Raw genomic sequence first — 25,585 nt, 5'->3', positions numbered from 1 at the left:
CGCGCACCACTCACAGGCGTTCGGGAGACGCCGTATCCCTGCCGTTCACCCGCGCCCACTATCCAGAGACAGTGATCGACGCCTGGCTGGCCGCACTGGCCGCGGACCCGTGGGTGCTCGCGATCCTGTTCGGGCTCGTGCTCGCCGACTCGTTCCTCGTGGTGATCCCGGGCGAGGTGGCCGTGACGGTGCTCGGCTCGATCGCGGCGTCGGGCGGGGTGCCGCCGCTGTGGGCGGTGATCGTGGTGGGCGGCGCGGCGGCGTTCTGCGGCGACGCGTGCTGCTACCTCGTGGGCCGGCTGCTGCACCCGGAGCGGTGGCGGTTCTTCGCCACGCACCCGCGGTTCCAGCGCGTGCACGAGTGGGCGAAGACCCGGCTGCGCACCCACATCGCGATGGCGGTGTTCACCGTGCGCTTCATCCCGTTCGCGCGCCTCGTGGTCAACCTCACCGCCGGCGCCACCGGCATCCGCGCGACCCGCTATCTGCCGATCGCCGCCGGATCCGCGCTGCTGTGGGCGGCGTACCAGGCGCTCGTGGGGGCGACGATCTCGGCCCTGCTGCCCGGCGGCACGATCACCGCGGTGCTCGTCTCGATCGCCGCGGCGCTCGTCCTGGGCTGGGTCATCGACGCCGCCCTCGCCCGCCTGGCCCCGCGCGCCGGCGGCCGCTGACCTCAGCGGCCCGTAACGCTGGACTACCGCATTGCGCGCCCCGGCACTCGCGCGAGTCTCAGCGGGCGAGGGCGCGCTCCACCGCCTCGGCGATCCAGTCGGCGAGGGTGTCGTCGTCGGGATCGGTGAGCGCCGCGAACGGCACGGAGCGGCCGCCGGTCAGCTGCAGCCGGTGGGCGCCGTGCTGCAGGGCGACCTCGAGGGCCTCGCCGCCGCCCATGGGGAAGAACACCTCCTGGCCCGAGACGCCCACGGCCATGCGCCCGTTGATCATGAAGGCCAGCGACCCCATCATGCGCTTCTCCTCGACGTCGCCGGACGCCTCGATGATGGCGCGCACGCGGTCGGCGAGCTCGGGGTCGTAGGCCATGGGCCGATCGTAGACGCCACGACGCCCCCGCCGCAGGGGCGGGGGCGTCGTGGGCCGGCCGGGTTACTTGCGCGCCGGCTCGAGGTCGGCGTCGGCGAACTCGCTCTCGTGCGCGGCGAGCTCGTCGTCGGCCGGGCCGCCGTGGCCGTCGCCGACCATGGTGCGCTCGTCGAACGGCAGGTCGCCACGCAGCACCCGCAGGGCGCGGTCGCGGTCGAATTCCTTCGTCCACGTGCCGATGATCACGGCCGCCACGGCGTTGCCCGTGAAGTTGGTCAGCGCGCGGGCCTCCGACATGAAGCGGTCGATACCGGTGATCATGCCGACGCCGTCGACGAGGTCGGGGCGGTAGGTCTGCAGGCCGCCCGCGAGCGTGGCCAGGCCGGCTCCCGAGACGCCCGCGGCGCCCTTCGAGGCGATGATCATGAAGACGAGCAGACCGATCTGCTCGGGGATCGACAGCGGCATGCCCATGGCCGTGGCGATGAACAGCGACGCCATCGTGAGGTAGATCGCCGTGCCGTCGAGGTTGAACGAGTACCCGGTCGGCACCGTGATGCCCGCGACGGGCTTGGAGACGCCGACGTGCTCCATCTTGGCGATGAGGCGGGGCAGGGCCGACTCGCTCGACGAGGTGGAGACGATCAGCAGGTACTCCCGGCCGAGGTACTTCATGAGCGAGAAGATGTTGATCTTCGCGACGAACCACAGCACCAGGCCCAGCACCACGCCGATGAACAGGATGCAGGTCAGGTAGAAGCCGACCATGAGCACCATGAGGGCGCCCACCGCGTCCCAGCCGGTCTCGCCCACGACGCCGGCGATCGCGCCGAAGGCGCCGATCGGGGCGACCCACAGCACCATGGTGAGCACGCGGAAGACGACCGCCTGCATGTGACGGATGCCGTTCAGGATCGGCTCGCCCTTGGCGCCCATCTGCTGGATCGCGAAGCCCACCAGCAGCGAGACGAACAGCACCTGCAGCACCGACTCACCCACGAGCGGCGAGAGCAGGGTGGTCGGGATGATGCCGAGGATGAAGTCGGTCGTGCTCTCGGCCTCGCCGGAGGCCTCGTACGAGGAGCCCGCGATGTTCAGGCCCTCGCCCGGGTGGATGATGTTGCCGACCACCAGGCCGATCGCGAGGGCGAAGGTCGACATCACGAGGAAGTAGACGAGCGCGATGCCGCCGACCTTGCCGACGGTCGCGGCCTTCGCGATCGATCCGATGCCCAGCACGATCGTGCAGAAGATGACCGGCGCGATCATCATCTTGATGAGCGCGACGAAGCCCTTGCCGATCCAGGCGAGCGAGGCGCCGAGGTCGGGCCAGATGAGGCCCACCGCGACACCGGCGATCACGGCGATGATCACCGCGATGTAGAGCCAGTGGTCCTTGCCGATGCCGCGCTTCTTCGCGGCCTGCGACTGTGGCAACGCTGCCATGAGTTTCCCTCTCGTCTTCGATGTCCGCGGGATGCGGGGTTCCGGGGCCACCGTGGGCCCGACACCCCAGGATCGGCAGGCCGCGCATCGCGCGAGGAATTGCGTGCATATTGTTCGCAGACCGGACGCGGGACAATGGGGCCATGGCCCCGAGCGCGCCCCGACGGCAGGCGGACCGTCGGCGCGGCATCGCCCGCACGTTCCTGACGGCCGCGGCCGCGACGCTCGTGGCGGCCGCCGTGGCGGTGTTCGCGCTGCTCGCGGTCGACGCGCGCCTGTCGGCCCAGGCCGCGGCGAGCGAGACGAGCCGGGTGCTCGTCGAGACCCTCGCGCAGGATCCGTACGTCACCGGCACCGTCGCCGCGGCACACGGCGATCCGGACGCCCGCGCGGACGCGACGGCGCAGCTGCAGCCCTACACCGACGCGATCCTCGCCGCGACCGGCGTGGACTACATCACGATCATGGACACCGACCGCACCCGGTACACCCACCCGAACCCCGAGCGCATCGGCGGGGCGTTCGTCGGGTCGATCGATCGGGCGCTGGCGGGCGAGACGCTCACCGAGGTGTACGAGGGCACGCTCGGGCCGTCGATGCGCGCGACCACCCCGATCCGCTCCGGCGACGAGGTGGTCGGGCTCGTCTCGGCCGGCGTGCTCATGCACGACATCTCGGCCGCGGCGACGCAGCGCCTCGTCGTCACCGGGGCGATCATGGCGCTGTTCCTCGCGCTCGGCGGCACGGGCGTCGTGATGATGTTCCGCCGGCTCGATCGGGCCACCGACAGCCGCGGTGCGGGCGAGCTGCAGGTGGCCTTCGCCGCCCAGCGGGAGCTGTCGAGCGTGCAGACGATCGCCGATGCGCTGCGCTCGCAGGTGCACGAGTTCGACAACCGGCTGCACACAATCGCCTCGCTCATCGAGCTGGGACGCACCGACGAGGCCCTGCGACTGGCCACGGCGCGGCGCGATCTGGGGCAGCGGCTGACCGACCGGGTGCTGCACGCCACCGATCAGCCGGTGATCGCGGCGCTCATGCTCGGCAAGACGGCGCAGGCGCATGAGCTGGGCGTCGAGATGCACTTCGAGACGCACCTCGAGCCGGGGACGCAGGGGCTCGACGCCGTCGACGTCGTCACCATCCTCGGGAACCTGATCGACAACGCCGTCGACGCGGCCGCCGAGCGGCGCACCCGCACGGGCGATCCGGACGCCTGGGTGGAGGTGTACCTCGCATCCGAGGACGATGCGCTGGTGTTCCAGGTGACCGACAGCGGCGACGGCGTGCCGGCGGCGCAGCGCGAGCGCATCTTCCGCCGCGGCGTCTCGACCAAGCCCGCAGAGGGCGCCAAGCGCGGCTTCGGCCTCGCGCTCGTGCACGAGACGGTCGCGCAGCTGGGCGGCACGGTGGAAGTGGCATCGGCCCCGAGCGGCGGTGCCGAGTTCACGGTGACGCTGCCGCGTCCGGGCGGGGAGGAGAGGCGATGAGCGACGAGACCATCCGCGTGCTGGTCGTCGAGGACGATCCCCGCACCGCCCAGGCGCACGGCGAGTACGTGGAGCGCTCCCCCGGGTTCGCGCTGGCGGGCATCGTGCACACGGCGGCCGAGCTGCGGCGGCGGCTGCGCGACGCGCACGCGTCCGGCGAGCGCATCCACCTGCTGCTGCTCGACTTCAACCTGCCCGACGGGCACGGGCTCGACATCTGCCGCGAGCTGCGGGCGGCGGGCCTCATGATCGACGTCATCGCCGTCACCGCGGTGCGCGAGCTGGAGGCGGTGCGGGCCGCGGTGGCGGTGGGCGTCGTGCAGTACCTCATCAAGCCGTTCACGTTCGCGGTGTTCACGCAGAAGATGCGCGCGTACGCCGACTACGCGGCGCGGATGCGCTCGTCCGTGTCGCGGCTGAGCCAGACCGAGGTCGACGGCGCGTTCGCGACGCTGCGCACCTCCAACGCGCCCGGTCTGCCGAAGGGGCTGTCGCACCAGACGCTCGACGCCGTCCAGCAGCTGCTCGCCGACGCGGACGGCCGATCGGCGAGCGAGGTGGCCGAGGCGCTGGGCCTGTCGCGCGTGACGGCGCGGCGCTACCTCGAGTTCCTGGCCGACCGCGGCATCGCGGCGCGCAGCGCCCGGCACGGCGGGCGCGGCCGCCCGGAGACGGAGTACACGCGGTCCTGACGGCGGCGGTGCCCGGAGACGAAAAGACTCTCCGCGCACCCGACAGAGCCTGGTTACCCTTGCTACGTTTCCGTCCTGGGGGAGTTGGCCTGGATGTCGCCACGCGGAGAGCTGCCACCAGTCTAACCGACGTCCGCCCATGCCGCCGCGGGCGTGACTAGGCTGTGCGTACCTGACCCGCGAGGGAGCGCCCGATGACCGAGGCCACGTCCGTTCTGTCCGCCGCGTCCGACGCCGGACCGGAGGCGGGTGCCGCCGCGTTCCGGGAGGCCACGCAGCGCATCGTCGCGTCGATCGGCCGGGTCATCGACGGCAAGCCGGAGGCGGTGCGGGCGGCGCTGATCGTGCTCCTCGCGCAGGGACACCTCCTCATCGAGGACGTGCCGGGCGTGGGCAAGACGATGCTCGCGCGGGCGCTGGCCGCGTCGATCGACGCCGACGTGCGGCGCGTGCAGTTCACGCCCGATCTGCTGCCGGGCGACGTCACCGGCGTCTCGGTGTTCGACCCCGTGGCGCGCGAGTTCGAGTTCAAGCCCGGCGCGGTGTTCGCCAACGTCGTGATCGCCGACGAGATCAACCGCTCCTCCCCCAAGACCCAGTCGGCGCTGCTCGAGGCGATGGAGGAGCTGCAGGTCACGGTGGACGGCGCGACGCATCCCCTCCCCGATCCGTTCCTCGTCGTCGCGACGCAGAACCCGCTCGAGATGGAGGGCACCTACGCGCTGCCCGAGGCGCAGCGCGACCGCTTCATGATGCGCATCTCGATGGGCTACCCCGATGCGCGGGCCGAGGCGCTCATGCTCCGCCAGCGCGACGCCGCAAACCCGCTCGACGAGCTGACGCCCGTGGTGAGCGCGAGCGAGGTGCGCTCGCTCATCGCGTGGGCGCGCGGCGTCCACGTCTCGCCCGCGGTCGAGGACTACGCCGTGGCCCTCGCGCACGCCACCCGCTCCCACCCCGAGCTGCGCCTCGGGGCGAGCCCGCGCGCCACGCTGCAGCTGGTGCGCGCGGCGAAGGTCCACGCGGCGCTGGAGGGGCGGCGCTTTGTGCTGCCCGACGACATCGCCTCGCTGCTCGCGCCGGTGCTGGGCCACCGGCTCATCCCCGCCCGCACCGCGTCGCGCTCGCACCGCGGTCCCGACGCCATGCCCGCGATCCTCGAGCGGATCGCGGCGAGCGTGCCCGTTCCCGTCGCGAGCTGATCGTGGCGCGCCGCGACGCCGCTGCCGCGCACGGGCGGGGCCCGCTGACCCTGCGCGGCTGGGGCGTGCTCGCGGTGGGCATCGCGTGCGTGCCGGTGGCCGCGAACATCGGCGTGGTCGAGCCGTATTACGTGGGGCTCGCACTGCTCGGGCTGCTCGTGGCGGGCTGGCTGATCGCGCAGATCGCCCGGCCCGTCCGCTCCGTGTCGCGGCGGCTGTCGGAGGACTCCGTCGAGGTCGGCGCCGAGGCCACGGTCGACGTCTGGATCGATGCGGCGCCGCCCCGCCGCCCGCCCGCGGGCCGCTGGCGCGATCGGCTGCCGCGCGGCCTCTCGGGCGACGCCGCCGGGGTGCTGCGCCGGGTGCGGGGCTCGCAGGTGCGGCTGTCGTATGCCGTGACCGGCATCCGCCGGGGGCGGCATCCGCTCGGCCCGCTCGAGCTGACGGCGTCCGATCCGTTCGGGCTGTGGCGGCGCACCGTGGCGGTGGGCGACACCACGACGGTGCTCGTCGTGCCGCGGGCGCAGTGGCTCGCGCCGCTGCCGGCGTCGTTCGGCGAGACCGGCGACGGCCTCTCGCCCGACGAGCGCAGCGGCCAGGGCGCCGACAACCTCATCCCCCGCCCCTACGCGCCGGGCGACTCCATGCGCCGCATCCACTGGCGCGCCTCGGCCCACCGCGGCACCTTCATGGTGCGCGACGAGGAGCAGGAGTCCACGCCCGCCGCGACGGTGCTGCTCGACCTCACGCCGCTGCACTGGCCGCCCGAGGCGCGCGACGGCGACGACCCGGGCTTCGAGCGGGCCGTGACCGCGTGCGTCTCGGCCGCGTGGCGCCTGGCGTGCGACGGGTACGCCGTCACGGTGGTGGATCACTCCGGCCGCGAGCTCGCCGAGCTCACGAGCGCCGAGGGCACGGCGCTGGAGGCGCTCGAGCGGGCATTCGCGACGGTCGCGCCCGACCGCGGCGACCTCGCCCGCGACGCCGCGCCGTTCGCCGCGCCCGCCTCGCCCGGACCGCTCGTGGTCGTGTGCGGCACGCTCGACGATCGCCTTGCCGAGGCCCTCGATCCGCTGGCGCGGCGCTCGTCGCTGCCCGTGCTGCTCACGCCCGCGCCGCTGCGCGAGGCCCTCGACCGCGCGCGGGAGGCCGGATGGGCGGCCTCGCCGCTGGGCGACGACGTGGCCGAGTCGTGGGAGACCGCCCTGCACCACGCGACGGCGGGGGCCGAGCATGGCGATCGATGAGCTCACCCGCGTGATCGCGGCGGCGCCGTCCCGCCCGGTCTCGTCCGCGCCGCCGCGCCGCGACCGCACGCTGGGCGTCTCGCTCGCCGCACTGCTGCTGACGTTCGCGGCGGTGCTGCCGCTGACGCGCGCGATCACGCCCACCTGGCTGAGCCTGTCGATCCTCGCCATGGCGATCGTCTGGCTCGCAGGCGCCGCCCTCCGCGGGCTCCGCGCGCACGCCGCCGCCGTTCCGGTCGCGCAGCTCGTCGTGTGGGTCATGGCGGTGACCGGCTGCCACAGCGCGCTCGCGGCGCTCGGGCAGCTGCCGGGCCCGTACGCATTCGCCGGCGTGCTGCCGACGCCGCGCCTGCTCGAGGCCCTGCCGCCGATTGCCGCCGCCGCGACCACCGCGATCGTCGAGAACGCCGCCCCGCTCCTGCCCGATGCGTCCCTCACCCTCGTGCTCGTGGCGGCGGCGGGGCTGCTCGCGCTGCTCGTCGACGTGCTCGCCGTGGCCCTCCGCCTGCCGCTCGTGGCGGTCGTGGTGGCGCTGGCGGTGTGGGTGGTGCCCCCGGCGGTGATCGGCGACGACGGCCACCTCGCCTCGATCCTCCTGTTCACCGGCGCCGCGCTCCTCCTGCTGGCGCTGGACCGCCGTCGCCGCGCGCCCGAGGAGTTCCGTCCCGTGCCCGCGGCGGCCGTCGCGGCCCTCGCGGTCGTGGGGGCGCTCGTCGTGGCCCCCGCCCTGCCGGCGCCCACCGCGACGCTGCGCGGCCCCGGACCGCCCACGCGCATCGACGCGACCCTCAGCCTCGGCGACGACCTGCGGCGCAACGGCGACACCGAGGTGATGCGCTACACGGTCGGCGAGGGCGAGGCCCCGTACCTCCGCGTCGCGACGCTGTCGTCGTTCGACGGCGATCGCTGGCAGCCCGACGACGGCCCGTTCGTGCCCGCCGACGAGTTCCCGCCGGAGCCGATCGCGCCGCCCGCCGGCATGACGACGGCCGAGGTCTCGGTGCGCGTGCAGATCGCGAACCTCGAGGGCGAGTACCTCCCCGTGCCGAGCCCGCTCACCGGGCTGTCGGGGGTGGGCGACGGCTGGAACGTGCTGGGCGAGAACCTCACCGTCATCGGCGGCGACGTCGCGGGGGAGTCGTACACCGCCACCGCCACGATCCCGCGCCCCACGCGCGAGCAGGCGCGCGCCGCGACCGCGACGATCCCCTCGCCGACGGCGGAGGGCCTGCAGAGCACGACGATGGTGCTGCCCGACTCCCCCGAGGTCTCGCCCATCCGCGACCTGGCCGAGGAGGTCACCGGCGACGAGGGCAACGACTACGACCGGCTGATCGCGCTGCAGAGCTGGTTCCGCGGCGGCGACTTCGCGTACTCGCTGGAGGCGCCCGTCGAGGACGGCTTCGACGGCACGAGCTTCGAGGCCATCTCGCGCTTCCTGGAGGTGCGCAGCGGCTACTGCGTGCATTACGCGTCGACCTTCGCCGTGATGGCCCGCACGCTCGGCATGCCTTCGCGCGTGGTGATCGGCTACCTTCCCGGCACGAACACGGGCGACGACCTCGACGATCAGAGTGTCTACAGCGTGATGGCGTCGCAGCTGCACGCGTGGCCGGAGGTGTACTTCCGCGGGATCGGCTGGGTGCCGTTCGAGCCGACGCCCGGCCTCGGCGTCGCCACCGAGTTCCTGCCCGATGCGCTCACCCCGGGCGGCGCCGACCCCGACGCGCCCCGCCCCGAGATCACGACGACCCCGTCGGCGGGCCCCACCTCCGGCGCCTCGCGGCCGCCGGAGGACGTGGGCGGCGGCACGGGCGGCGGCTCCGGCTCCGACGCCGGCGGATGGCTGCTCGCGGCCGCGATCGCCGCGGGGGTCGCGGTGCTGCTGGCGGTGCCGTGGCTCGTGCGGCAGTCGATCCGCTCCGCCCGCCTGCGCCGGGCCGCCGGCGGCGATGCGCGGGCGGCGTGGCGCGAGCTGCGGGCGATGCTCGTCGACGCGGGCATCGACACGCCACCGCACGAGTCGCCGCGCGCCCTGGCGGCGCGGGTGTCGACCGCCCACGGGGTCGCGCCCCCGCTGCTCGCGCCGCTGGTGTCGGCGATCGAGGACGAGAGCTACGGGCCGGGCGGCGGCGCGCCGCGCGGCGATCTGGCCACGGCGCTGCGCGAGGTGCGGCTCGCCCTCACGCCCGGCCGCGGCCGCCGCGCCTGGCAGCGGGCGGCCCCGCGCGCGCTGCTCGCGCTGCCCCGGTTCGGCGGGCCCGACGGCGACGGGTAGGATGGTCCACGGCCCTTCGCGGGCCACGGAGGATTCGCCTAGTGGCCTATGGCGCACGCTTGGAAAGCGTGTTGGGTGCAAGCCCTCAGGGGTTCGAATCCCCTATCCTCCGCCGAATCCCCCGCTGACCTGCGATTCCCCGCGCGTCAGAACAGCGTCACGCCCGACGGCGGTGCGAGCTCCGCCGCGGTGGAGGCCAGCTGACGCGCACCGCGCCGCCCCTCCGGCGAGTCGTCGTCCTCGCTCGCGTCGAGCCCGTATCGGCGCAGGAGCGGGCGCACCCGCCGGGCCAGCCACGCGCGATACTCCTTCGGCGCGTAGGAGGAGCGGCCGTAGAGCCGGCGATAGACCGGAACGAGCTCCGGATGCTCGCGATCGAGCCACGCGAAGAACCACTCGCGCGCGCCCGGCCGCAGGTGCAGCGCGCCGTAGATGACGCGATGCGCGCCCGCGGCGGCGATGCCCGACAGCGCCGCGTCGAGGTGCTCCACCGAGTCGGTCAGCCACGGCAGGATCGGCATGAGGAACACCGTCACCCGGAAGCCGAGGTCCGTCGCCGCCCGCACGGTCGCCAGGCGCGCGGCGGCGGTCGGGGTGCCCGGCTCCACCGCCTTCTGCAGCTCGTCGTCGAAGATCGCGATCGACATCGACAGGTCGACGGGCACGTGCTCGGCGGCCGTGGCCAGCAGCGGCAGGTCGCGCCGCAGCAGCGTGCCCTTGGTGAGCACCGACAGCGGCGTGCCGCTCTCGGCGAGCGCCGTGATGATCCCGGGCATGAGGGCGTAGCGGCCCTCCGCGCGCTGGTACGGATCGGTGTTCGTGCCGAGCGCCACGAGATCGCGCTGCCACGAGCGGCGCGCCACCTCGGCGGCGAGCACCTCGGCCACGTTCACCTTGACGACGATCTGGTCGTCGAAGTCCTTGCCGGCGTCGAGATCGAGGTACGTGTGCGTGTTCCGGGCGAAGCAGTTGTGGCTGATGACGCCGTTGGCCACGAAATCACCCGTCCCCGTCGTGATGTCCACCATCTCGGTGTCGTAGCCGAGGTCCTCGATGCGGACGACGCGCAGATCAGCGACCGTTTTCACGGCCTCGCCGACGATGCCCAGCTTGCGTGTGATCGCCGGCCGCGTGATGTCGAGGAAACGCCTCCGTGCGGGCAGTCCTCCCCGCACACGCACGACGCTCACGCCGTTGTCTCGCGCCGCCTCGCGGACGATGGGAACGTCCAGGGCATCGCAGGCCCCCTCGATGTCGGCGAGGATCGAGGCGTCCTTGTTCGAGATCCGGATACAGCCCTGAGAGTGGCTTCCCTCCGCATCGAAGATCCCGGACAGAAAGCCGGCATGCCAGTCCTCGTCGACAGTCTCGGGGCGCTCGATCAACCGCTCGATGGCGGCGACGTGCGCCCGCTTGCGCGTGTGGAGCGCGAGCATCGCCCGTCGCGCCTGGCTCGCCACGCCGAACGGCCTTGTGTACGTCTCGACACCCTCGCTGCGCAGGAAGTCCCGGGTGCGATCGAGCGCCTCCGTATCGGCGAGGGCCAACCGGAACACGTGCGCTTCGGTGGTCCTCGTGCCGTAAACGTATCGGCCGTGGAAGAGCGAGCCATCGCCCCGGATCATCCCCGACAGGTACCCTCGCCGGAACGACGTCGTCGTCCATCGCTGCTCCGCGGTCGGCGAGCCGCCCAGACCGAACCCCTGCAGACTGTTCGCGGTGGTGAGGTGTGGCCGCCTCGCCCCTCCGCTCGTGGTGCCGGTGACGTGCTTCCACCCGCGCGAGCTGAGGAAGCGATGATCGCCGCTCGCGATCAGCTCGGTTCCGTCGGCGAGCGTCACCCGGTACGCGCGTTTGCGCGTGCCCCACTTCGCCTGCACCCGGGTCGTGACGTAGCGGCGGTAACGGCCGTCGACGCGCGTGCCGACGATCTCATCCCCCACGCTCAGTCGGCCGATCGGCCGCTGCCGCCCGTCCGCCATCAGCACGAGCGTGTCCGGGTGCAGGCAGTACACGCACTGGTGGCTGCAGCCCCGGTAGGGGTTGACCGTCCAGTGGAACGGCATGGGGCTGCCCGACGGCACGCGATTGAGCGCCGACTTGGCGGCCACCTCGTGGAAGGTGATGCCGGCGAACTCCGGCGTGCGCACCGAACGGACCAGGCCGCGCAGCCCGATGAGCGCGGGGTCCGCAGACCCGTTCACCGCCTGACCGCTCCACCTCACGGATTCATTCGAACATCCGTTCGAATGCTTGTCAAGCGGCGGCGGCCCGCGGCGCGCCTCGTCGAGCGCCCCGGGCCGCCGCCCGCGTCACACCGCGATCGCGGGCGGTACGGGGGCGAAGTGCGGGATCTCGATCGGCCGCGTCGCGCCACTCGGCGGGATGTCCGCGAGCACCTCGGCCGCGCGCTCCAGCACGTCGCCGAGCGTGGCCAGGCGCTCGACCCCGCGGCGCGCGGACACCCACACCACCTCGTAGCCGACACCGCGCCGTTCCACATACGCCACGACGCTCGTCGCGTCGGTTGCCTCCACATTGCCGTCGCACAGGCGCCAGGCGTCATTGCCCAGCGGCACCAGCTCCAGCTGATGAACCGTCTTCATGTCGACCTCCACATCCAGGGTGCGCCGCGCCGGCGCCTCGTTCCAGGGGGTTGACACCCCCGACGGCGCCATCTACTCGTGCGTGCGGCGCGAGGACGGACCGCCGCGGGGTTGTCAACCCCTGTGCGACGGCGCGATGCCTCGCGCACGATGGAGGGACCTGCCGAAGCTGGCGGGTACCTCGCCGCGAGCCGGCGAGGGGACGAGAGGAGCACCGATGCCCAACGGAACGATCATTCCCACACCGATCGACCCGAGCTGGCAGGCCGAACTGGCCGCCTTCGAGGAGGACGAGCACGCGGATGGCTACTGATCACGACGGCACGCAGGACGCCCCGCTCGAGGACATGCACGAGACGGACGATTCGGAGCGCATCGCGGGCATCGTGGCCCAGACGCGCGCGGACCTCATGGTCGAGACCGTGCACGGCGATGTGCGCAGCACGCTCGAGCGGCGCCTCACCGACGCCGGCATCCCGATCGACGACGCCCGGCTGGACGAGCTGACGCGGCAGGTGGAGAACGGCGAGACCGACGTCACCGATCCCGGCGTGGAGCAGATCTGACCCGGCTCAGCCGTCGCAGTTCTGGCAGACGCCGCTCATCGGCAGCACCATGAAGCAGGTCGGGCAGACCTTCGGCGGCGCCTCGGGCTCGGACGACCGGCGCGCCCGCGGCGCACGCGGGGCCGGAGCCGGCGCCGCGGGGCGCGCCACGGGGTGGGTGACTCCCCACGCGCCGTGGAAGCGGCGGCTCGGCCAGCGCTCGACGGTCTCGCCGAGCCGGCGCACGATCTCCTGCTCGGTGCGGAAGCCGTTCGTGTAACCGGGATGCACCTCGAGCGCGGGCGACCCGCCCCGCCGCTCGATGCGGAAGTGCGTGCTGAAGCCGACGAACCCGGCGGCGTCGATGCCGTCGACGATGCGGCGGATCAGCTCCTGGTTGGCGGCGGGGGTGCCGTGCCGTTCGAAGGCCTCATCGAGCGAGGCGTAGCGCGTGGCGCGGCCCGGGTTCTTGCGCGCCGAGTCGGCGGGTTCGGGAGATCGCGTCACGTCTCCAGGGTAGGCGCTTCGGGCGACCCGAAACCCGGTCGTTCCCGGGATCGGCGCCGGCGCCGATCAGCGGCCGATGCCCTCGAGGAACCGCACGAGCGAGGCGACCGCGTCGGGGAGCGGGCCGTCGTTGACGATCTCGAGGTCGACCCCGGCCTCGGGCGCCGGATCGGGGCGCTCGAGCCGCGCGCGGGCGTCGGCGGTGCCCTCGCGCCCCCGGGCGAGGATGCGGGAGCGGCGCACGTCCTCGGGCACGCTGATGCGCACCACGCGCACGTCGCCGAACACCTCGGGCAGTGCCGCGATCACGCCGCGCGAGACGTTCACGACGGCGACGGCGCCCTCCCGCACGGCGCCGGCGACGGCGGCGGGGATGCCGTAGCGCAGGCCGTGCGCGTCCCAATGCACCGCGAAGCCGCCCGCCCGCTCGCGCGCGGCGAACTCGTCCTCGGTGGCGGGCCGGTGCTCCTCGCCCGGGCCGGCCGGGCGGGTGATCACGCGCTGCGGGAAGATCACCCGAGGGTCGGCGGCGAAATGGCGCCGGGCCCCGTCGATCACGGCGTCCTTGCCGGCCCCGCTCGGGCCGACGACCGCGACGAGCGTCATGCGACCCGCCGACCCTCGCGCCAGACCGCGCGGACGATCGGCACGGGGGCGCCGGTGGGGTGGTGCGCGTCGGGGCCCACCTCGTGGGCATGCACCCGCACGAGGTCCGCACGGCGGCCCGGCGCGATCACGCCGCGGTCGTCGAGCCCGATCGCGCGGGCCGGGTTGGCGGCCACGAGCGCCGCGCCCTGCGGCAGCGTGATCTCCCCCGCCGCCACGAGGCCGAACACGGCCTGCAGCGGGCTGGCCGGCACGTAGTCGCTCGAGAGGATGTCGAGCAGGCCGTGGCGCAGCAGCTCGACCGCCGCGACGTTGCCGGAGTGCGAGCCGCCGCGGACGATGTTGGGCGCGCCCATCACCACGAGCTGGCCGGCCTCGCGCGCCGCGCGGGCGGCGTGGACGGTGGTGGGGAACTCCGAGATCCGCACGCCGAGGGCCGCGGACTCGTCGACGTGCTCCTGCGTGGCGTCGTCGTGGGCGGCCATCGTGATCCCGCGGGCGAGTGCACGCTCGGCCATCAGCTGCCGGTGCGGTGCGGCGTACTGGGCGGAGAGCTCGTGGAGCGTGGCCACGTGCGTGTCGAACTGATCCGACGTCAGCCGTCCCTTCCCGAGCATGTAGGTGCGGAACGCCTCAACGTCGGCGTACTGGCGCTGGCCCGGGGTGTGGTCCATGAGCGAGACCATGCGCACGCGCTCGTGCGCCCCCACCTCGTCGAACACCGCCACGACGTCGGGCGTGGACACCTCGCAGCGCAGGTGGATGAAGTGGTCGGCGCGCAGCAGCCCGGCCTCGGCGGCGTGGACGACGGCCGCGATGAGCGTGCGGGCGTTGGCGGCCATCGCGTTGCCGTCGGTGGGGCCCGTGCCGATGCGCAGCGCGTCGAGGACCGTCGTCATGCCCGAGGCCGCCATCTGGGCGTCGTGGGCGACGACGGCGGGGATCGGGTCCCAGTACCGCTTCGGCCGCGGCTGGAAGTGGCTCTCGACCTGATCGGTGTGCAGCTCGACCAGCCCGGGCATCAGGTAGTCGCCGCCGAGGTCCTCTCCCACCCCGGCGTCGCCCGGCGCCACGTCGGCGATGCGCCCCTCGCGCACCCGCACCGAGCCGCGCACGACCTCGTCGGGCAGCACGATCTGCGCGTTGCGGAGGATGGTCTCGGTCACGTCGGCTCCTGACGGAAGGGGTGGACGGAGTGGACGGCGAACGGCGCGCCCGGCTCCGGCTCGACGAACACGGCGAGCGCGGTCAGCGGGATGTCGGCGCCGTTGAAGGCGGCGAAGTGGGCGGCGATCCGCTCGTCCACGTCGCCCGGATCGTCCAGCGAGTCGGTCAGGGTCATGTGGAACCGGAACTGGTCGAGCACGTGCGGGTAGCCGTAGCGCTCGAGCAGCTCGCGCCCGCGCTCGCTCAGCCGCTCGGGACGGCGCCGGGCGATCTCGGCGGGGGTCAGCGGCGCCCGGTACGGCTCGAACGCGCGCACGACGTCGGCGGCGAGCGCGTCGATCTCGGCGGTGTCACCGGTCGGCACGAGCGCGCGGAACGTCCCGATCGCTCGGGGCCGGACGGCCGGGATCGTCACGGCGGCCCGCGCGGCGGCGAAGGCGGCGACGCGATCGACGAGGCCCTCGGCGGTTGCGCCGTCGGCGAGGCGGAACGGCGCCTTGAGGGTGGCGTGGAAGCCGTAGCGACGCGGATCGACCGTGATCGCCGGGTGCGACGCGTACCAGTCCGCCACGGCCCGGCGCAGCGCGATGGCGATCGCCGGGGCGTCCGGCTCGATGCCGGGCACCCCGTAGACGGCGTAGCGCGTCACGCGGCGACCGCCTCGCGGGCGGGCGTGAAGGCCGCCACGTCGACGACGCGATCCGCGACGGCATCGCGCACGTCGTGATCGTGGAAGATCGCGAGCATGCCGGTGCCCGCCGCCAGCCGCTCGCGGATCATCTCGATCACGACGGCGCGGTTGCGGGCATCGAGCGAGGCGGTGGGCTCGTCGAGCAGCAGGAGCGGGCGCTCGGCCGCGAAGCCGCGCGCGATGTTGACGCGCTGCTGCTCGCCGCCCGAGAAGGTCGCCGGCGGCAGCGCCCACAGCCGCTCGGGGATGCTCAGCCGCGCGAGCAGCTCGGCGGCCCGATCGCGGGCGACCTCGCGCTCCACGCCGCGCTCGACGAGCGGCTCGGCCACCACGTCCTGGGCCGAGACGCGCGGCACCGCGCGCAGGAACTGGCTCACGTAGCCCATCGAATCACGCCGCGCCGCGATCACCTCGCGCGGGGCGGCGGTCACGAGGTCGAGCTCGCCGCCGCGATGCGCCAGCGCGATCCGCCCGCGGTCGGCCGCGTAGCTGCCGTAGACCATCTTCATGATCGTGGACTTCCCGGCCCCGGACTCCCCGCCCAGCACGACGCACTCACCGGGCGGCACCGCGAAGGTGACGCCGCGCAGCACGGGCAGCACGAGCCCGCCCTGCAGGTGCAGCGTGAAGGTCTTGTCGACGTTCTCGACCGAGAGCACGTTCATGATCACCCCTGCAGGATCGAGCTGACGAGCAGCTGCGTGTAGGCGGCCTGCGGATCGTCGAGCACGCGATCGGTCAGGCCCGACTCGATCACGCCGCCGTCCTTCATGACGAGCGTGCGGTGGCTGATGAGGCGGGCGACGGCGAGGTCGTGCGTCACGATCACGACGGCCAGCCCGAGGTCGGCGACGAGCGAGCGGATGAGGTCGAGCAGCCGCGCCTGCACCGAGACGTCGAGGCCGCTCGTGGGCTCGTCCATGAACACGAGCCGCGGCCCGAACACGAGGTTGCGGGCGATCTGCACCCGCTGCCGCATGCCGCCCGAGAACGTCGCGGGCGTCTCGTCCATCCGCTCGCGCGGGATCTCCACCCGCTCCAGCCACTGCGCGGCCTGCTCGCGGATGCGGCCGTAGTGCCGGGCGCCGTTGGCCATGAGCGGCTCGCCCACGTTGCCGCCCGCCGACACGTGCATGCGCAGCCCGTCGGCGGCGTTCTGATGCACGAAGCCCCACTCGGTGCGCCACAGCCGGCGGATCTCGCGCTCGCTGAGGCTCGACAGCTCCACGAGGTCGTCGCCGTGGCGGTAGCGGATCGATCCCTCGTCGACCGTGAGGCGCTGGCTGAGCATCCCGAGCAGGGTCGACTTGCCCGACCCCGATTCGCCCACCACCGCGAGCACCTCACCGGGCCACAGGTCGAACGACACGTCGCGGCAGCCGAAGCGGTCACCGTAGCGGTGGCCCGCGCCCGTGACGGACAGGAGCGGCTCCGCGAGCTCTCGGCCCCGCGCGTCGCGCTCCGCTCGACCCGTCTCGGCCGGTTGCTGTGGTCGCTTCAGCTCCGCGGCTGCGCCGCTCCGTTCAGCAACCGGAGGGAGCTCCGCGGCTGCGCCGCTCCGTTCAGCAACCGGAGGGAGCTCCGCGGCTGCGCCGCTCCGTTCAGCAACCGGAGGGGCGGAACCGCCCGGTTGCTGAACGGAGGCGCGCAGCGCCGAAGCTGAAGCGACCACCTGAACACCGCCCGCACGCGCCGCGGCGGTGCGCTCGCAGTGGTCCGTGTCGCTGCACACGTACATCGCCCCGCCGGCATCGTCGATGATCACCTCGTCGAGGTAGACGCCCTCCGAGCCGCAGATCTCGCACGGCTGTGTGAACCGCTGCGGCTCGAAGGGGAAGTCCTCGAAGCCCAGCGAGGCCACGTCGGTGTACGGCGGCACGGCGTAGATGCGCTTCTCGCGGCCGGCGCCGAACAGCTGCAGCGCGGGCGACTGATGCATCTTGGGGTTGTCGAAGCTCGGCGTCGGGCTCGGCGCCATCACATAGCGGCCGTTCACGCGCACGGGGTAGTCGTAGGTCTTGGCGATGTGGCCGTAGCGGGCGATGTCCTCGTAGAGCTTGACGTACATGAGGCCGTACTCCTCGAGCGCGTGCAGGCGCCGGGTCTCGGTCTCGCGCGGCTCCAGGAACCGCAGCGGCTCCGGGATCGGCACCTGGAACACGATGATCTGACCCTCGACGAGGGGCGTCTCGGGGATCCGGTGCCGGGTCTGGATCACGGTGGCCTCGACCGTGCTCGTCGTCGATCGGGAGCCGGCGACCTTCTCGAAGAACTGGCGGATCGACACCGCGTTGGTGGTGTCGTCGGCGCCCTGATCGATCACCTTGAGGGTGTCATCGGGACCGAGGACGGCCGCGGTCACCTGCACGCCGCCGGTGCCCCAGCCGCGCGGCATGGGCACCTCGCGCGAGGCGAACGGCACCTGGAAGCCGGGGATCGCGACGCCCTTCAGCAGCGCGCGGCGCACGACGCGCTTGGTCTGCTCGTCGAGGTAGCCCTCGTTGTAGACGATGCGGGGCTCACTCATCGCGCGCCTCCTCTCGCTCGGCGAACTCGGCGTTCAGGCGGCGGATCAGGCCGAGCTCGGCCTGGAAGTCGACGTAGTGGGGCAGCTTCAGGTGCTCGACGAAGCCCGTCGCCTGCACGTTGTCGCTGTGCGCGATGACGAACTCCTCGTCCTGCGCCGGCGACACCCGCCGCTCGCCGAACTCGTCGGAGCGCAGCGCCCGGTCGACGAGCGACATGCTCATCGCCTTGCGCTCGGCCCGCCCGAACACGAGCCCGTAGCCGCGGGTGAACTGCGGGGGCCGATCCGACGATCCGACGAACTGGTTCACCATCTGGCACTCGGTGACCTCGATCCGCCCGATCGGCACGTCGTGGCCGATCTCGGGGGCATCGAAGAGCACCTCGACCTCGCCCACGCGCACCTCGCCCACGAACGGGTGGGTGTTGCCGAAGCCGCGCTGCGTGGAGTAGCCGAGCGAGAGCAGGAACCCCTCGTCGCCGCGCGCGAGGGCCTGGAGCCGCTCGGCGCGCGTCATCGGGAAGGTCGTGGGCTCGCGCGTGAGGTCGCCGGGGTCGGGATCGGCCCATCCCTCGGGGCGGTCGGGCTCGATGAGCGCGCCGTGACCGAGCAGGTCGGTGACGCGCGGCATCGGCTCGTCGACCGCGACATCCGGATCCGGGATCTCGGGTGTGGTGAGCTCGTCGGCCAGCAGGCGGTGGGTGTAGTCGAACGTGGCGCCGAGCTGCTGCCCGCCGGGGACGTCCTTGAACGTCGCCGACACGCGCCGTTCCGACGGCAGGCCGGCGGTGTCGAGCGGCTCGGTGGTGCCGAACCGCGGCAGCGTCGTGCGGTACGAGCGCAGCAGGGTCACCGCCTCGAGCACGTCGCCCTGGGCCTGCAGGATCGCCTTCGCGGCGAGCTCCGGGTCGTAGAGCGACCCCTCCGACATCACGCGCGAGACGAGCACGCCGAGCTGATCCGCGACCTGCCCGTGGTCGATCCGCTCCGTCGATCCCGCGCCGCGCTTGGCCAGCAGGGCGTGGGCGCTGGCGATCGCCTTCTCGCCGCCCTTCACGGCCACGTACATCAGGCGGCTCCCCTCAGCCGGGTGGTGCGCGGCAGGCCGCGGACCTCGCGCTCGCCCGCGAGGAGCAGATCGACGCCGCGCGGGAAGCGGGCGGCGTTCGCCGACCAGTCCTCGAGGGCGCACGGCAGCCCGGCCCCGTCCCACGCCGCCGATCCGTTCACGCCCGGCCCGGTCGCGATGAGCTCGCCCGCGGGCGCCGCGCCGGTGGCGTCGACGATCACCGTCGCCGAGAGGTGCGGCTCCTCGTCCGTGCCCTGCCGCAGCGACGCCAGCGGCGGGACCTCGCCCGGGGACGCCAGGCAGAAGGCCGCGTCGCCGGCGTCGTCCACGATCCGCGCGCCGGTGTGGAAGCGGATCCACGCGGCAACGTCCGGCGCGCGCAGCGCGGATCCGAGCCACACCGGGGTCTGCTCGTCGCAGAGGGTGAGCACGAGCGCGCCGACCACGAGGGCCAGCGGTGCGGGCGGGGCGACGCGGGCGTCGACCGGCTGCGGCAGCGTGGGCCGGGCGAGGGCCTCGAGCGCCGCGCGGAACACGCGCTGCGCGTCGCCGACCGGGTCGGCGAAGCCGGGGGTCTGCAGGGCCGCGATCGTCATTCGTCGTCCTCGTCGTCGGAGCCGTCGTTCTCGCGCGCGACGGTGAAGAAGTCCACCACGGTGGCGCGGGCGTCGCGGCGCGCGCGCAGGTCGCGCTCGTGCTGGGCGCGCTCGAGCGGCTCGATCACCCCGGCCAGCACCCGCTCCCGCGCGCCCGATCCGAGCATCGCGTCGAAGATCGCGGCCAGCGCGGCGTGCTCGGGGTGGCTGCCGAGCACGTAGGCGGTGCCGACGGCCTCGTCGCCCGCACCGCGCACGGCGACAGTCGCGCGCGTGACGGTGGCCTCGCCGAGGTGGAACCGGTCCCCCGCGCCGCCCGTGCGGGCCTGCACCATCACGAGCCCGGCCTCCGGGCCGCGCAGGTACTCGACCTCGGGGCGTTCGGGCCAGGTGCGCCACAGCTCGGCGAGCTCCGCCTCGGTGGCGCCCGAGAGCACGCGCGCCGTGCGGCGCCGCTCGCTCGGGTCCCGCTGGGTCGTCTGCATGCGACCACTGTGCGAGCCGGCGGTGACGCGGACCCGGAGCGAACGTGGACGGCCGGTGAATCGCCAGGTAAACCACCGGTGACTTGTCGCGCGGTTCGTGCGGCACGCCCGGCGATTCCGCGCAGATCTGCGATTCCGCGCAGCCGATCGCGCGTCGGCTGCGCTCGAACGCAGATCTGCGCCGAAACGCAGGTGCGCCGGGGGTGCGGGTCAGAGCTCGACGACGAGGCGGACCCGGTCCTGCCGCAGCCAGGATCGGCTGTACATGAGGGCGCGCCCGTCGCCGCCCTCGCGGGTGAGGGTCTCGAGCGACCACATCGCCGCCCCGCGCGCGACGCCGAGCCGGTCGGCGACCTCGGCCGGCGCCAGGTCGGTCACCGCGCGCGACCACGCGCGCACGGGGTCGTGCCGCCCGGCACGCAGCGCATCGGCGAGCGACTCGATCGCGCGCAGCCCGACGTCGACGTGATCCAGCACGCCGGGCGCGATCCACTCCTCCGCCACGCTGGACTCGACGTCATCGATGCACCCAACCCGCCGCAGACGCTGGCAGGGCACGCCCGCCTCGACCCCCAGGTGCGCCGCGACGTCGGCCGGCACCGGCAGGGTCGCGGCCGCGATCACGTAGGTGCGCGCCGTCGCGCCCGCCGCCCGCACGACCTCGTGCAGCGACGGCGCCGATCCGGGCGCGAGCACGAAGTCGATCCGGCGGTTGACGAAGCTCCCCGCGCCCCGCACGCGGCGCACGAGGTGCCGCGCCTCGAGATCCGCCAGCGCCCGGCGCACGATGGCGCGCGTGGTGCCGAAACGCTGCATCAGCGCGTGCTCGCTGGGCAGCCGGGCGCCCGACGGCAGGCCGCCGATCTCGGTCTCCAGCACCCCCGCGATCTCGGCGGGCTCGGCGCCCACCGCCGTCACACCCCGAGCTCGGCCAGCAGCGCGGGAAGCTCCACGACGGACGCGAGCACGCGCGTCGGCCCCGCGGCCTCGAGCGCCTCGCGCGAGGCGTGCCCGCCCGTCATCACGGCGGCGACCACGCCGGCGCCCGCGTTGCGGCCCGAGAGCACGTCGGACTCGGTGTCGCCGATGACCGCGAGCGCCGCGACCGACGACGCCCCGGTGCGGATGAGCGCCATCAGCGGCATGTCGGGCGCGGGGCGTCCGCGGCCGGCCTCGGCCGGAGTGATCGTGAGGTCGGGCAGGTGCTCCCAGCCCAGCGCGCGCAGCACGAGGTCGGCCGTCTCGCGCGAGAAGCCCGTCGTCAGCGCGACGCGGCGCCCCTCGGCCTGGAACCCGCGGATGACGTCCTCCGCACCCGGGATCGGCTCGACGACGCCCTCGGCCACGAGCTCGGCGACCGCCGCCTCGAACGCGACGTTGAGCGCCTGCGCCTCGTCCTCCGAGACGAGCCCGCGGAAGACCTCGATCTTCGACATGCCCATCGTGTCGATGACGTGCCGCATCGCCTCGTCGAACCGCTCGGCGCCCTGCTCGCGCTGCCACGCCCGCGTGAACGCCCCGGTCACGAGGCCCTTGTCGAGCACGGTGGTGCCCGCCATGTCGAGCACGACGGTCTCGATGCGTGTGGTCATCGGGCTTCTCCAAACAGTTCTGCGATCACGGATTCGGCCAGTCCCAGGCCGGTCGTCATGCCGATGCCGGTGGTGACGCTCACCACGCGCACCCCGTCCCTCGGCGCGACGCGGAGGAAGTCCCCCGGCGCCTTCGCGTAGATGCCCTGCCAGCGCTGGCGGACGCGCAGCGGCCGGCCGAACAGCTCCTCGCCCAGGCGCCCCAGCAGCGTGAACGCGTCCTCGTCCTGGAACGGCAGGATCGTCTCGCCGCCGTAGTGGGTGTCGCCGACGAGCAGCGTGCCGTCCGGGCGCTCGGTGTACATCTGGTTGACGTCGCGCTCGAGGATGCCCGGCTCCTGGGCCGCGATCCGGGCGCGGACGTCGGCGATCGACGGCGCCGCGGCGAAGGCGGAGTAGCGCAGCATCGACGAGCCGGTGAGCACCGGGATCCGCAGGCCCACGCCGTCGGTGAGCATCATGTCGAGGCCGCAGCGGACGACGCCGTGCTCCTCGGCGATGTCGGGGAAGAGGTGATCCACGTCGAAGTTCACGGCGACGACGATCGCCTCGGCGCGGATCTCGCCGCGCGAGGTGTGCAGCACGCCCGGCTCCACGCCGAGCGCCGCCGTGCGCCAGCGGAACTCCACGCCCTGCTCCCGCAGCCAGGCGGCGATCGTGGGGCCGGCCTCGCGGGGATCGATCTGCATGTCGCCGCGTCGCAGGGCCCCGCCGACGGCGCCGCGCACGGGCGCGAGCTCCTCGACGCCGGCCGCCGAGAGCAGGTCGCCGACGCCGCTCTCGCGCAGCACGGCGAGCTCGTCCTCGTGCCGCGCCACCACGAGCGTCCCGGTCTCGCGCGCCCAGAAGCCCGCCCGGGCGGCGAGCCGCTGCCACACCTCGCGGGCGACGCGGGCGTACTCCCCCGCCTCGCCCGCGTGCGCCGAGAAGCCCGCGTGGCCGAAGTTGCGGATCGTCGAGCCGGCCACGGCCGTGGCGCGGTCGATCACGACCACCTTCAGCCCCCGCTCGAGCGCGGCGGCGGCGTGGCCGAGGCCGACGATCCCCGCGCCGACGACGGCGAGGTCGTACCCGTCGCTCACTTCAGTGCGCGGCGGATGAGCAGCGCCGCGGCCTCGACGACGACCACCATGGCGATGATCACCAGCAGGTAGGCGAGCATCTGGTCGAAGTGGCGGCCGTTCATGGCGTTCAGCAGCAGGAAGCCGATGCCGCCGCCCCCGACGATGCCGAGGACGGTGGCCGAGCGGATGTTCTGCTCGAGCAGGTACAGCACGTGGCTCACCATGGCCGGCACCGACATCGGCACGGTCGACGAGAAGAACACCTGCGGCCGGGTCGCGCCTCCCGCGGTGAGGGCGCGCTCCGGCCCGCGGTCGACCTCCTCCATCGAGTCGCCGATGAGCTTGGCGAGCAGGCCCACGCCGCCGATGCCGAGCGCGAGCGCGGCGGCCTGCGGGCCGAAGCCGGTCGCGATGATGAAGAGGATGGCCACGACGAGGTCGGGGATCGCGCGGATGACGAGCGCGATGCCGCGGAACGTGTTGCGCACGATCCCGTTCGGCGCCACGTTGCGCGCCGACAGCGGGCCCACGACCGCCGAGATGACGGCGCCCATCAGCGTCGCGGCGAAGGCCACCTCGAGCGTGACGAACGCGGCCTCGAGCACGCTGGCGAACTCGCGGTCGCCGAACGTGATCGGCCACACGGCGCGATCCAGCTGCTCGTTCTGGACCTGATCGAACCGCCAGTCCGAGAACAGCCGCGTGAAGTCGGGCTGCACGTACACGAACGACGCGATGACGATGACGATGCCCGTCCAGATCCACAGCGTGGTGTTGCGCCGATCGCGGTCCCACGGCCGGGTCATGGCGTTCTCGACCCGCACCGCCCGGTCCTCCGACCGCGCCGCCTGCGCCCGCGCGGCGAGCTTCATCGCGCCGCGCACGACGGTGTCGCCGACGCCCCTGCCGGTGGGGCGCACGCCCAGCAGCTTCGCGCGGATCGACGACGAGACGATCTCGAACACGATGCACAGGGCGATGATGATGACGACGAGCGGGATCACGCGGCGCATGCCGGCCGGGCCCGCGTGCATCGCGCCGCTGAGCTCGGCGCCGATGCCGGCCACGCCGACGTAGCCGAGGATGACCGTGCCGCGGAGGTTGATGTCGGCGCGGTGCAGGCCCACGGCGATCCAGGCCGGCAGGACCTGCGGGAAGATGCCCGACCAGAACTGCTGCGGCTTGGATCCGCCGGCCGAGCGGATCGCCATGCGCGGACCCTCGTCGGTCTGCTCGATCGCGTCGGCGAACATCTTCGAGATCATGCCGACGGAGTGCAGGCCGACCGCGACGATCGCCGGGAGGATGCCCGATCCGTACCAGAGGAAGATGAGGAACACCGCGATCGCGGCGTCCGGGATCGCGCGGGCCACCACGCCGATGCCGCGGCAGATCATGCGCACGGCGACGTTCGGCGACGTGTTCGCGGCGGCGCCGTAGGCGACGGGGACCGACAGCAGCACGGCGACCGCCGTGCCGGCGATCGTGAGCGCGAGGGTGGTGAGGATCACGCCGCCCATCGCCCAGATCGGCTCGAAGCCGACCCACGTGGTGGTGTACGTCGTGCCGTCCGCGCCGCGGACGCCCGACACCTCCCAGCCGGGCCACTGCATGGGGGTGGCCATGCCGATGAAACGCGTGAGGTTGAACCACGTCGTCTCGAGGTTCTTGACGCTGTAGTCGAGCCCGATGAACGACACGACGCCGAGCACCGCGATGCCGATGAGCGTGGCCGCGCTGACGATCGACGACACGCGGGGCCTCGGGCGAGGCAGCGACGCGATGCGCTCGGCGATCGTCGTCGCCGCCGCGGGGGCCGGGGCGAGGGTGGTCACGCGGGCTCCTCGTTGGTGGCGTCCTGCGCGAGGCGCTCGGCGGCCGCGTTGCGGCGCAGCTCGGTGGCGAGCACCTGCTCGCGCGCCTCGGCGAGCTCCTCCTCGATCGCGGTGAGCTCGCTGGTCGACACGGCCACGCGGCCGTAGATCTCCATGACCTGGTCCTTGGTGAGGCCGTCGGTGGTGGTGTCGAGCACGACCTCGCCGGCGCGCAGGCCGACGATGCGGTCGCCCCAGCCGAGAGCCAGATCGACCTGGTGCAGCGAGCACACGACGGTCAGCCCGCGCTCGGCCGCGATCTCGCGGATGAGTCCCATCACCTGGCTGCTCGACTCGGGGTCGAGCGAGGCGACGGGCTCGTCGGCGAGGAGGATCTCGGGGTCCTGCATGAGCGCGCGGGCGATCGCGACGCGCTGCTGCTGGCCGCCCGAGAGGGTGTCGGCGCGCTGGTAGGCGCGCTCGAGCAGGCCCACGCGGTCGAGGTGCTCGAGCGCCTTGCGGCGCAGCGCCTTGGGGTACATCCAGATGCCGACGCGCGGGCCGGCCAGGGTCGACAGCGACCCCGTGAGCACGTTCTCGAGCACCGTGAGCGGCCCCACGAGCTCGAACTGCTGGAAGATGAAGCCGATCTTGCCCCGCAGCTCGCGCAGCTCGCGGCCGCGCAGCTGCGCGACGGGCTGGCCGAGCGAGGTGACGGTGCCCGCGGTGGGCGTCTCGAGGCCGTCGATGTGGCGCAGCAGCGTCGACTTGCCCGAGCCCGACAGGCCCAGCAGCACGACGATCTCGCCGCGGGCGACCGACAGCGACACCCCGGTCAGCGCCGGGCCGGCGGCTCCGGGATAGGTCTTTCCCAGATCCGCGATCTGGACGGCGGGGGCGTCGGTGGGGGTCATCTC

The 25,585-nt window shown here is 73.5% G+C and carries 25 protein-coding genes, 1 tRNA gene and 1 other RNA gene; 8 read left to right on the top strand and 19 right to left on the bottom strand.

Translation table 11 applies throughout. The features are described 5' to 3' along the window. Window positions 1-71: 71 nt before the first annotated feature. A complete protein-coding gene (locus E3O41_RS02990; protein ID WP_067027521.1) occupies window positions 72-674 on the top strand; it encodes a DedA family protein in 603 nt (200 codons plus the stop codon). Window positions 675-732: 58 nt separating this feature from the next. Here the strand turns inward: E3O41_RS02990 and E3O41_RS02985 are convergent, their stop codons facing one another. Next, window positions 733-1,044: a TfoX/Sxy family protein gene (locus E3O41_RS02985; RefSeq protein ID WP_067027524.1), complete on the bottom strand. Its 312-nt coding sequence runs from the start codon at window positions 1,042-1,044 to the stop codon at window positions 733-735. A gap of 63 nt (window positions 1,045-1,107) precedes the next feature. Beyond that, the gene (locus E3O41_RS02980; protein ID WP_067027526.1) at window positions 1,108-2,490 is read right to left on the bottom strand and encodes a cation:dicarboxylate symporter family transporter; all 1,383 of its coding nucleotides are present in this window, start codon (window positions 2,488-2,490) and stop codon (window positions 1,108-1,110) included. A gap of 143 nt (window positions 2,491-2,633) precedes the next feature. Here E3O41_RS02980 and E3O41_RS02975 point away from each other — a divergent pair, with 143 nt between their 5' ends. Together E3O41_RS02975 and E3O41_RS02970 are read left to right on the top strand one after the other, a co-directional pair. After that, complete coding sequence (locus tag E3O41_RS02975; RefSeq protein ID WP_067027528.1) at window positions 2,634-3,980, top strand: sensor histidine kinase; 1,347 nt, start codon at window positions 2,634-2,636, stop codon at window positions 3,978-3,980. Further along, complete coding sequence (locus E3O41_RS02970) at window positions 3,977-4,672, top strand: response regulator (RefSeq protein WP_067027530.1); 696 nt, start codon at window positions 3,977-3,979, stop codon at window positions 4,670-4,672. The genes E3O41_RS02975 and E3O41_RS02970 overlap by 4 nt, the downstream gene beginning before the upstream one ends. Window positions 4,673-4,691: 19 nt before the next feature. On the opposite strand, the gene ffs is transcribed toward E3O41_RS02970, so the two are convergent. After that, window positions 4,692-4,788: signal recognition particle sRNA small type (ffs, locus tag E3O41_RS02965), an RNA gene on the bottom strand. A gap of 78 nt (window positions 4,789-4,866) precedes the next feature. Between ffs and E3O41_RS02960 the strand changes: the two genes are divergently transcribed. The 4 genes from E3O41_RS02960 to E3O41_RS02945 all read left to right on the top strand — a co-directional run bounded on the left by E3O41_RS02960 (window position 4,867) and on the right by E3O41_RS02945 (window position 9,511). Beyond that, window positions 4,867-5,874 (top strand): AAA family ATPase, encoded by a 1,008-nt coding sequence (locus E3O41_RS02960; protein WP_067027531.1) that lies wholly within the window; start codon window positions 4,867-4,869, stop codon window positions 5,872-5,874. Window positions 5,875-5,876: 2 nt separating this feature from the next. Beyond that, window positions 5,877-7,121, top strand: a complete 1,245-nt coding sequence (locus E3O41_RS02955; protein ID WP_083991023.1) for a DUF58 domain-containing protein — start codon at window positions 5,877-5,879, stop codon at window positions 7,119-7,121. Further along, window positions 7,108-9,399 (top strand): transglutaminase TgpA family protein, encoded by a 2,292-nt coding sequence (locus tag E3O41_RS02950; protein ID WP_135011994.1) that lies wholly within the window; start codon window positions 7,108-7,110, stop codon window positions 9,397-9,399. Before E3O41_RS02955 ends, E3O41_RS02950 begins: the two co-directional genes overlap by 14 nt. A 27-nt stretch (window positions 9,400-9,426) precedes the next feature. Continuing rightward, window positions 9,427-9,511 (top strand) — tRNA-Ser (locus tag E3O41_RS02945). A gap of 34 nt (window positions 9,512-9,545) precedes the next feature. Here E3O41_RS02945 and E3O41_RS02940 read toward each other — a convergent pair. Next, window positions 9,546-11,624 carry an intein-containing Rv2578c family radical SAM protein gene (locus E3O41_RS02940; protein ID WP_135011992.1) on the bottom strand — a complete coding sequence of 693 codons (2,079 nt, stop codon included), beginning with the start codon at window positions 11,622-11,624 and terminating at the stop codon, window positions 9,546-9,548. Between the two features lie 87 nt (window positions 11,625-11,711). After that, complete coding sequence (locus E3O41_RS02935; protein ID WP_067027643.1) at window positions 11,712-12,005, bottom strand: hypothetical protein; 294 nt, start codon at window positions 12,003-12,005, stop codon at window positions 11,712-11,714. Between the two features lie 302 nt (window positions 12,006-12,307). Here E3O41_RS02935 and E3O41_RS02930 point away from each other — a divergent pair, with 302 nt between their 5' ends. After that, window positions 12,308-12,571 (top strand): hypothetical protein, encoded by a 264-nt coding sequence (locus tag E3O41_RS02930; protein ID WP_067027537.1) that lies wholly within the window; start codon window positions 12,308-12,310, stop codon window positions 12,569-12,571. Between the two features lie 6 nt (window positions 12,572-12,577). On the opposite strand, the gene E3O41_RS02925 is transcribed toward E3O41_RS02930, so the two are convergent. From E3O41_RS02925 to phnC, 14 genes are all read right to left on the bottom strand, one after another. Beyond that, entirely contained in the window at window positions 12,578-13,057 is a 480-nt protein-coding gene (locus tag E3O41_RS02925) for a hypothetical protein (protein WP_067027539.1), read from the bottom strand. A gap of 66 nt (window positions 13,058-13,123) precedes the next feature. Next, window positions 13,124-13,663, bottom strand: coding sequence for a phosphonate metabolism protein/1,5-bisphosphokinase (PRPP-forming) PhnN (phnN, locus tag E3O41_RS02920; protein WP_067027541.1), 540 nt, complete (start codon window positions 13,661-13,663; stop codon window positions 13,124-13,126). After that, window positions 13,660-14,829, bottom strand: coding sequence for an alpha-D-ribose 1-methylphosphonate 5-triphosphate diphosphatase (locus tag E3O41_RS02915; protein ID WP_067027543.1), 1,170 nt, complete (start codon window positions 14,827-14,829; stop codon window positions 13,660-13,662). Before E3O41_RS02915 ends, phnN begins: the two co-directional genes overlap by 4 nt. Then, on the bottom strand, window positions 14,826-15,479 hold the full coding sequence (locus E3O41_RS02910; RefSeq protein ID WP_067027545.1) for a DUF1045 domain-containing protein: 654 nt from the start codon (window positions 15,477-15,479) through the stop codon (window positions 14,826-14,828). Before E3O41_RS02910 ends, E3O41_RS02915 begins: the two co-directional genes overlap by 4 nt. Further along, window positions 15,476-16,186 carry a phosphonate C-P lyase system protein PhnL gene (gene phnL / locus E3O41_RS02905; RefSeq protein WP_067027645.1) on the bottom strand — a complete coding sequence of 237 codons (711 nt, stop codon included), beginning with the start codon at window positions 16,184-16,186 and terminating at the stop codon, window positions 15,476-15,478. The genes E3O41_RS02910 and phnL overlap by 4 nt, the downstream gene beginning before the upstream one ends. A 2-nt stretch (window positions 16,187-16,188) precedes the next feature. Next, entirely contained in the window at window positions 16,189-18,048 is a 1,860-nt protein-coding gene (gene phnK / locus E3O41_RS14485; RefSeq protein ID WP_162303964.1) for a phosphonate C-P lyase system protein PhnK, read from the bottom strand. After that, complete coding sequence (locus E3O41_RS02895) at window positions 18,041-19,117, bottom strand: carbon-phosphorus lyase complex subunit (protein ID WP_135011990.1); 1,077 nt, start codon at window positions 19,115-19,117, stop codon at window positions 18,041-18,043. The genes phnK and E3O41_RS02895 overlap by 8 nt, the downstream gene beginning before the upstream one ends. Further along, window positions 19,117-19,713 carry a phosphonate C-P lyase system protein PhnH gene (phnH, locus tag E3O41_RS02890; protein WP_067027550.1) on the bottom strand — a complete coding sequence of 199 codons (597 nt, stop codon included), beginning with the start codon at window positions 19,711-19,713 and terminating at the stop codon, window positions 19,117-19,119. The genes E3O41_RS02895 and phnH overlap by 1 nt, the downstream gene beginning before the upstream one ends. Continuing rightward, the gene (phnG, locus tag E3O41_RS02885) at window positions 19,710-20,198 is read right to left on the bottom strand and encodes a phosphonate C-P lyase system protein PhnG (RefSeq protein WP_067027551.1); all 489 of its coding nucleotides are present in this window, start codon (window positions 20,196-20,198) and stop codon (window positions 19,710-19,712) included. Before phnG ends, phnH begins: the two co-directional genes overlap by 4 nt. Window positions 20,199-20,408: 210 nt before the next feature. Next, the gene (locus E3O41_RS02880) at window positions 20,409-21,116 is read right to left on the bottom strand and encodes a GntR family transcriptional regulator (protein ID WP_083991025.1); all 708 of its coding nucleotides are present in this window, start codon (window positions 21,114-21,116) and stop codon (window positions 20,409-20,411) included. After that, window positions 21,113-21,790, bottom strand: coding sequence for an HAD family hydrolase (locus E3O41_RS02875; protein WP_067027553.1), 678 nt, complete (start codon window positions 21,788-21,790; stop codon window positions 21,113-21,115). The genes E3O41_RS02880 and E3O41_RS02875 overlap by 4 nt, the downstream gene beginning before the upstream one ends. Further along, a complete protein-coding gene (locus E3O41_RS02870) occupies window positions 21,787-22,872 on the bottom strand; it encodes a TIGR03364 family FAD-dependent oxidoreductase (RefSeq protein ID WP_067027556.1) in 1,086 nt (361 codons plus the stop codon). The genes E3O41_RS02875 and E3O41_RS02870 overlap by 4 nt, the downstream gene beginning before the upstream one ends. Then, window positions 22,869-24,689: a PhnE/PtxC family ABC transporter permease gene (locus tag E3O41_RS02865; RefSeq protein ID WP_067027558.1), complete on the bottom strand. Its 1,821-nt coding sequence runs from the start codon at window positions 24,687-24,689 to the stop codon at window positions 22,869-22,871. The genes E3O41_RS02870 and E3O41_RS02865 overlap by 4 nt, the downstream gene beginning before the upstream one ends. Further along, on the bottom strand, window positions 24,686-25,582 hold the full coding sequence (gene phnC / locus E3O41_RS02860; protein ID WP_067027560.1) for a phosphonate ABC transporter ATP-binding protein: 897 nt from the start codon (window positions 25,580-25,582) through the stop codon (window positions 24,686-24,688). The genes E3O41_RS02865 and phnC overlap by 4 nt, the downstream gene beginning before the upstream one ends. Window positions 25,583-25,585: the final 3 nt, after the last annotated feature.

Source organism: Microbacterium sediminis, assembly GCF_004564075.1.
Lineage (GTDB): Bacteria > Actinomycetota > Actinomycetes > Actinomycetales > Microbacteriaceae > Microbacterium > Microbacterium sediminis.
The sequence above is the reverse complement of the archived record's forward strand: the minus strand, read 5'-3'. Positions and strand labels throughout refer to the sequence as shown.

What these genes read in the sequence shown, in the direction of transcription:
- phnN (WP_067027541.1), bottom strand. Translation starts at nt 13,663, where the DNA reads ATGACGCTCGTCGCGGTCGTCGGCCCGAGCGGGGCCGGCAAGGACGCC.
- E3O41_RS02950 (WP_135011994.1), top strand. Translation starts at nt 7,108, where the DNA reads ATGGCGATCGATGAGCTCACCCGCGTGATCGCGGCGGCGCCGTCCCGC.
- E3O41_RS02975 (WP_067027528.1), top strand. Translation starts at nt 2,634, where the DNA reads ATGGCCCCGAGCGCGCCCCGACGGCAGGCGGACCGTCGGCGCGGCATC.
- E3O41_RS02875 (WP_067027553.1), bottom strand. Translation starts at nt 21,790, where the DNA reads ATGACCACACGCATCGAGACCGTCGTGCTCGACATGGCGGGCACCACC.
- E3O41_RS02985 (WP_067027524.1), bottom strand. Translation starts at nt 1,044, where the DNA reads ATGGCCTACGACCCCGAGCTCGCCGACCGCGTGCGCGCCATCATCGAG.
- E3O41_RS02970 (WP_067027530.1), top strand. Translation starts at nt 3,977, where the DNA reads ATGAGCGACGAGACCATCCGCGTGCTGGTCGTCGAGGACGATCCCCGC.
- E3O41_RS02980 (WP_067027526.1), bottom strand. Translation starts at nt 2,490, where the DNA reads ATGGCAGCGTTGCCACAGTCGCAGGCCGCGAAGAAGCGCGGCATCGGC.
- E3O41_RS02935 (WP_067027643.1), bottom strand. Translation starts at nt 12,005, where the DNA reads ATGAAGACGGTTCATCAGCTGGAGCTGGTGCCGCTGGGCAATGACGCC.
- phnK (WP_162303964.1), bottom strand. Translation starts at nt 18,048, where the DNA reads ATGAGTGAGCCCCGCATCGTCTACAACGAGGGCTACCTCGACGAGCAG.
- phnL (WP_067027645.1), bottom strand. Translation starts at nt 16,186, where the DNA reads ATGAACGTGCTCTCGGTCGAGAACGTCGACAAGACCTTCACGCTGCAC.
- phnG (WP_067027551.1), bottom strand. Translation starts at nt 20,198, where the DNA reads ATGCAGACGACCCAGCGGGACCCGAGCGAGCGGCGCCGCACGGCGCGC.
- phnC (WP_067027560.1), bottom strand. Translation starts at nt 25,582, where the DNA reads ATGACCCCCACCGACGCCCCCGCCGTCCAGATCGCGGATCTGGGAAAG.
- E3O41_RS02930 (WP_067027537.1), top strand. Translation starts at nt 12,308, where the DNA reads ATGGCTACTGATCACGACGGCACGCAGGACGCCCCGCTCGAGGACATG.
- phnH (WP_067027550.1), bottom strand. Translation starts at nt 19,713, where the DNA reads ATGACGATCGCGGCCCTGCAGACCCCCGGCTTCGCCGACCCGGTCGGC.
- E3O41_RS02960 (WP_067027531.1), top strand. Translation starts at nt 4,867, where the DNA reads ATGACCGAGGCCACGTCCGTTCTGTCCGCCGCGTCCGACGCCGGACCG.
- E3O41_RS02895 (WP_135011990.1), bottom strand. Translation starts at nt 19,117, where the DNA reads ATGTACGTGGCCGTGAAGGGCGGCGAGAAGGCGATCGCCAGCGCCCAC.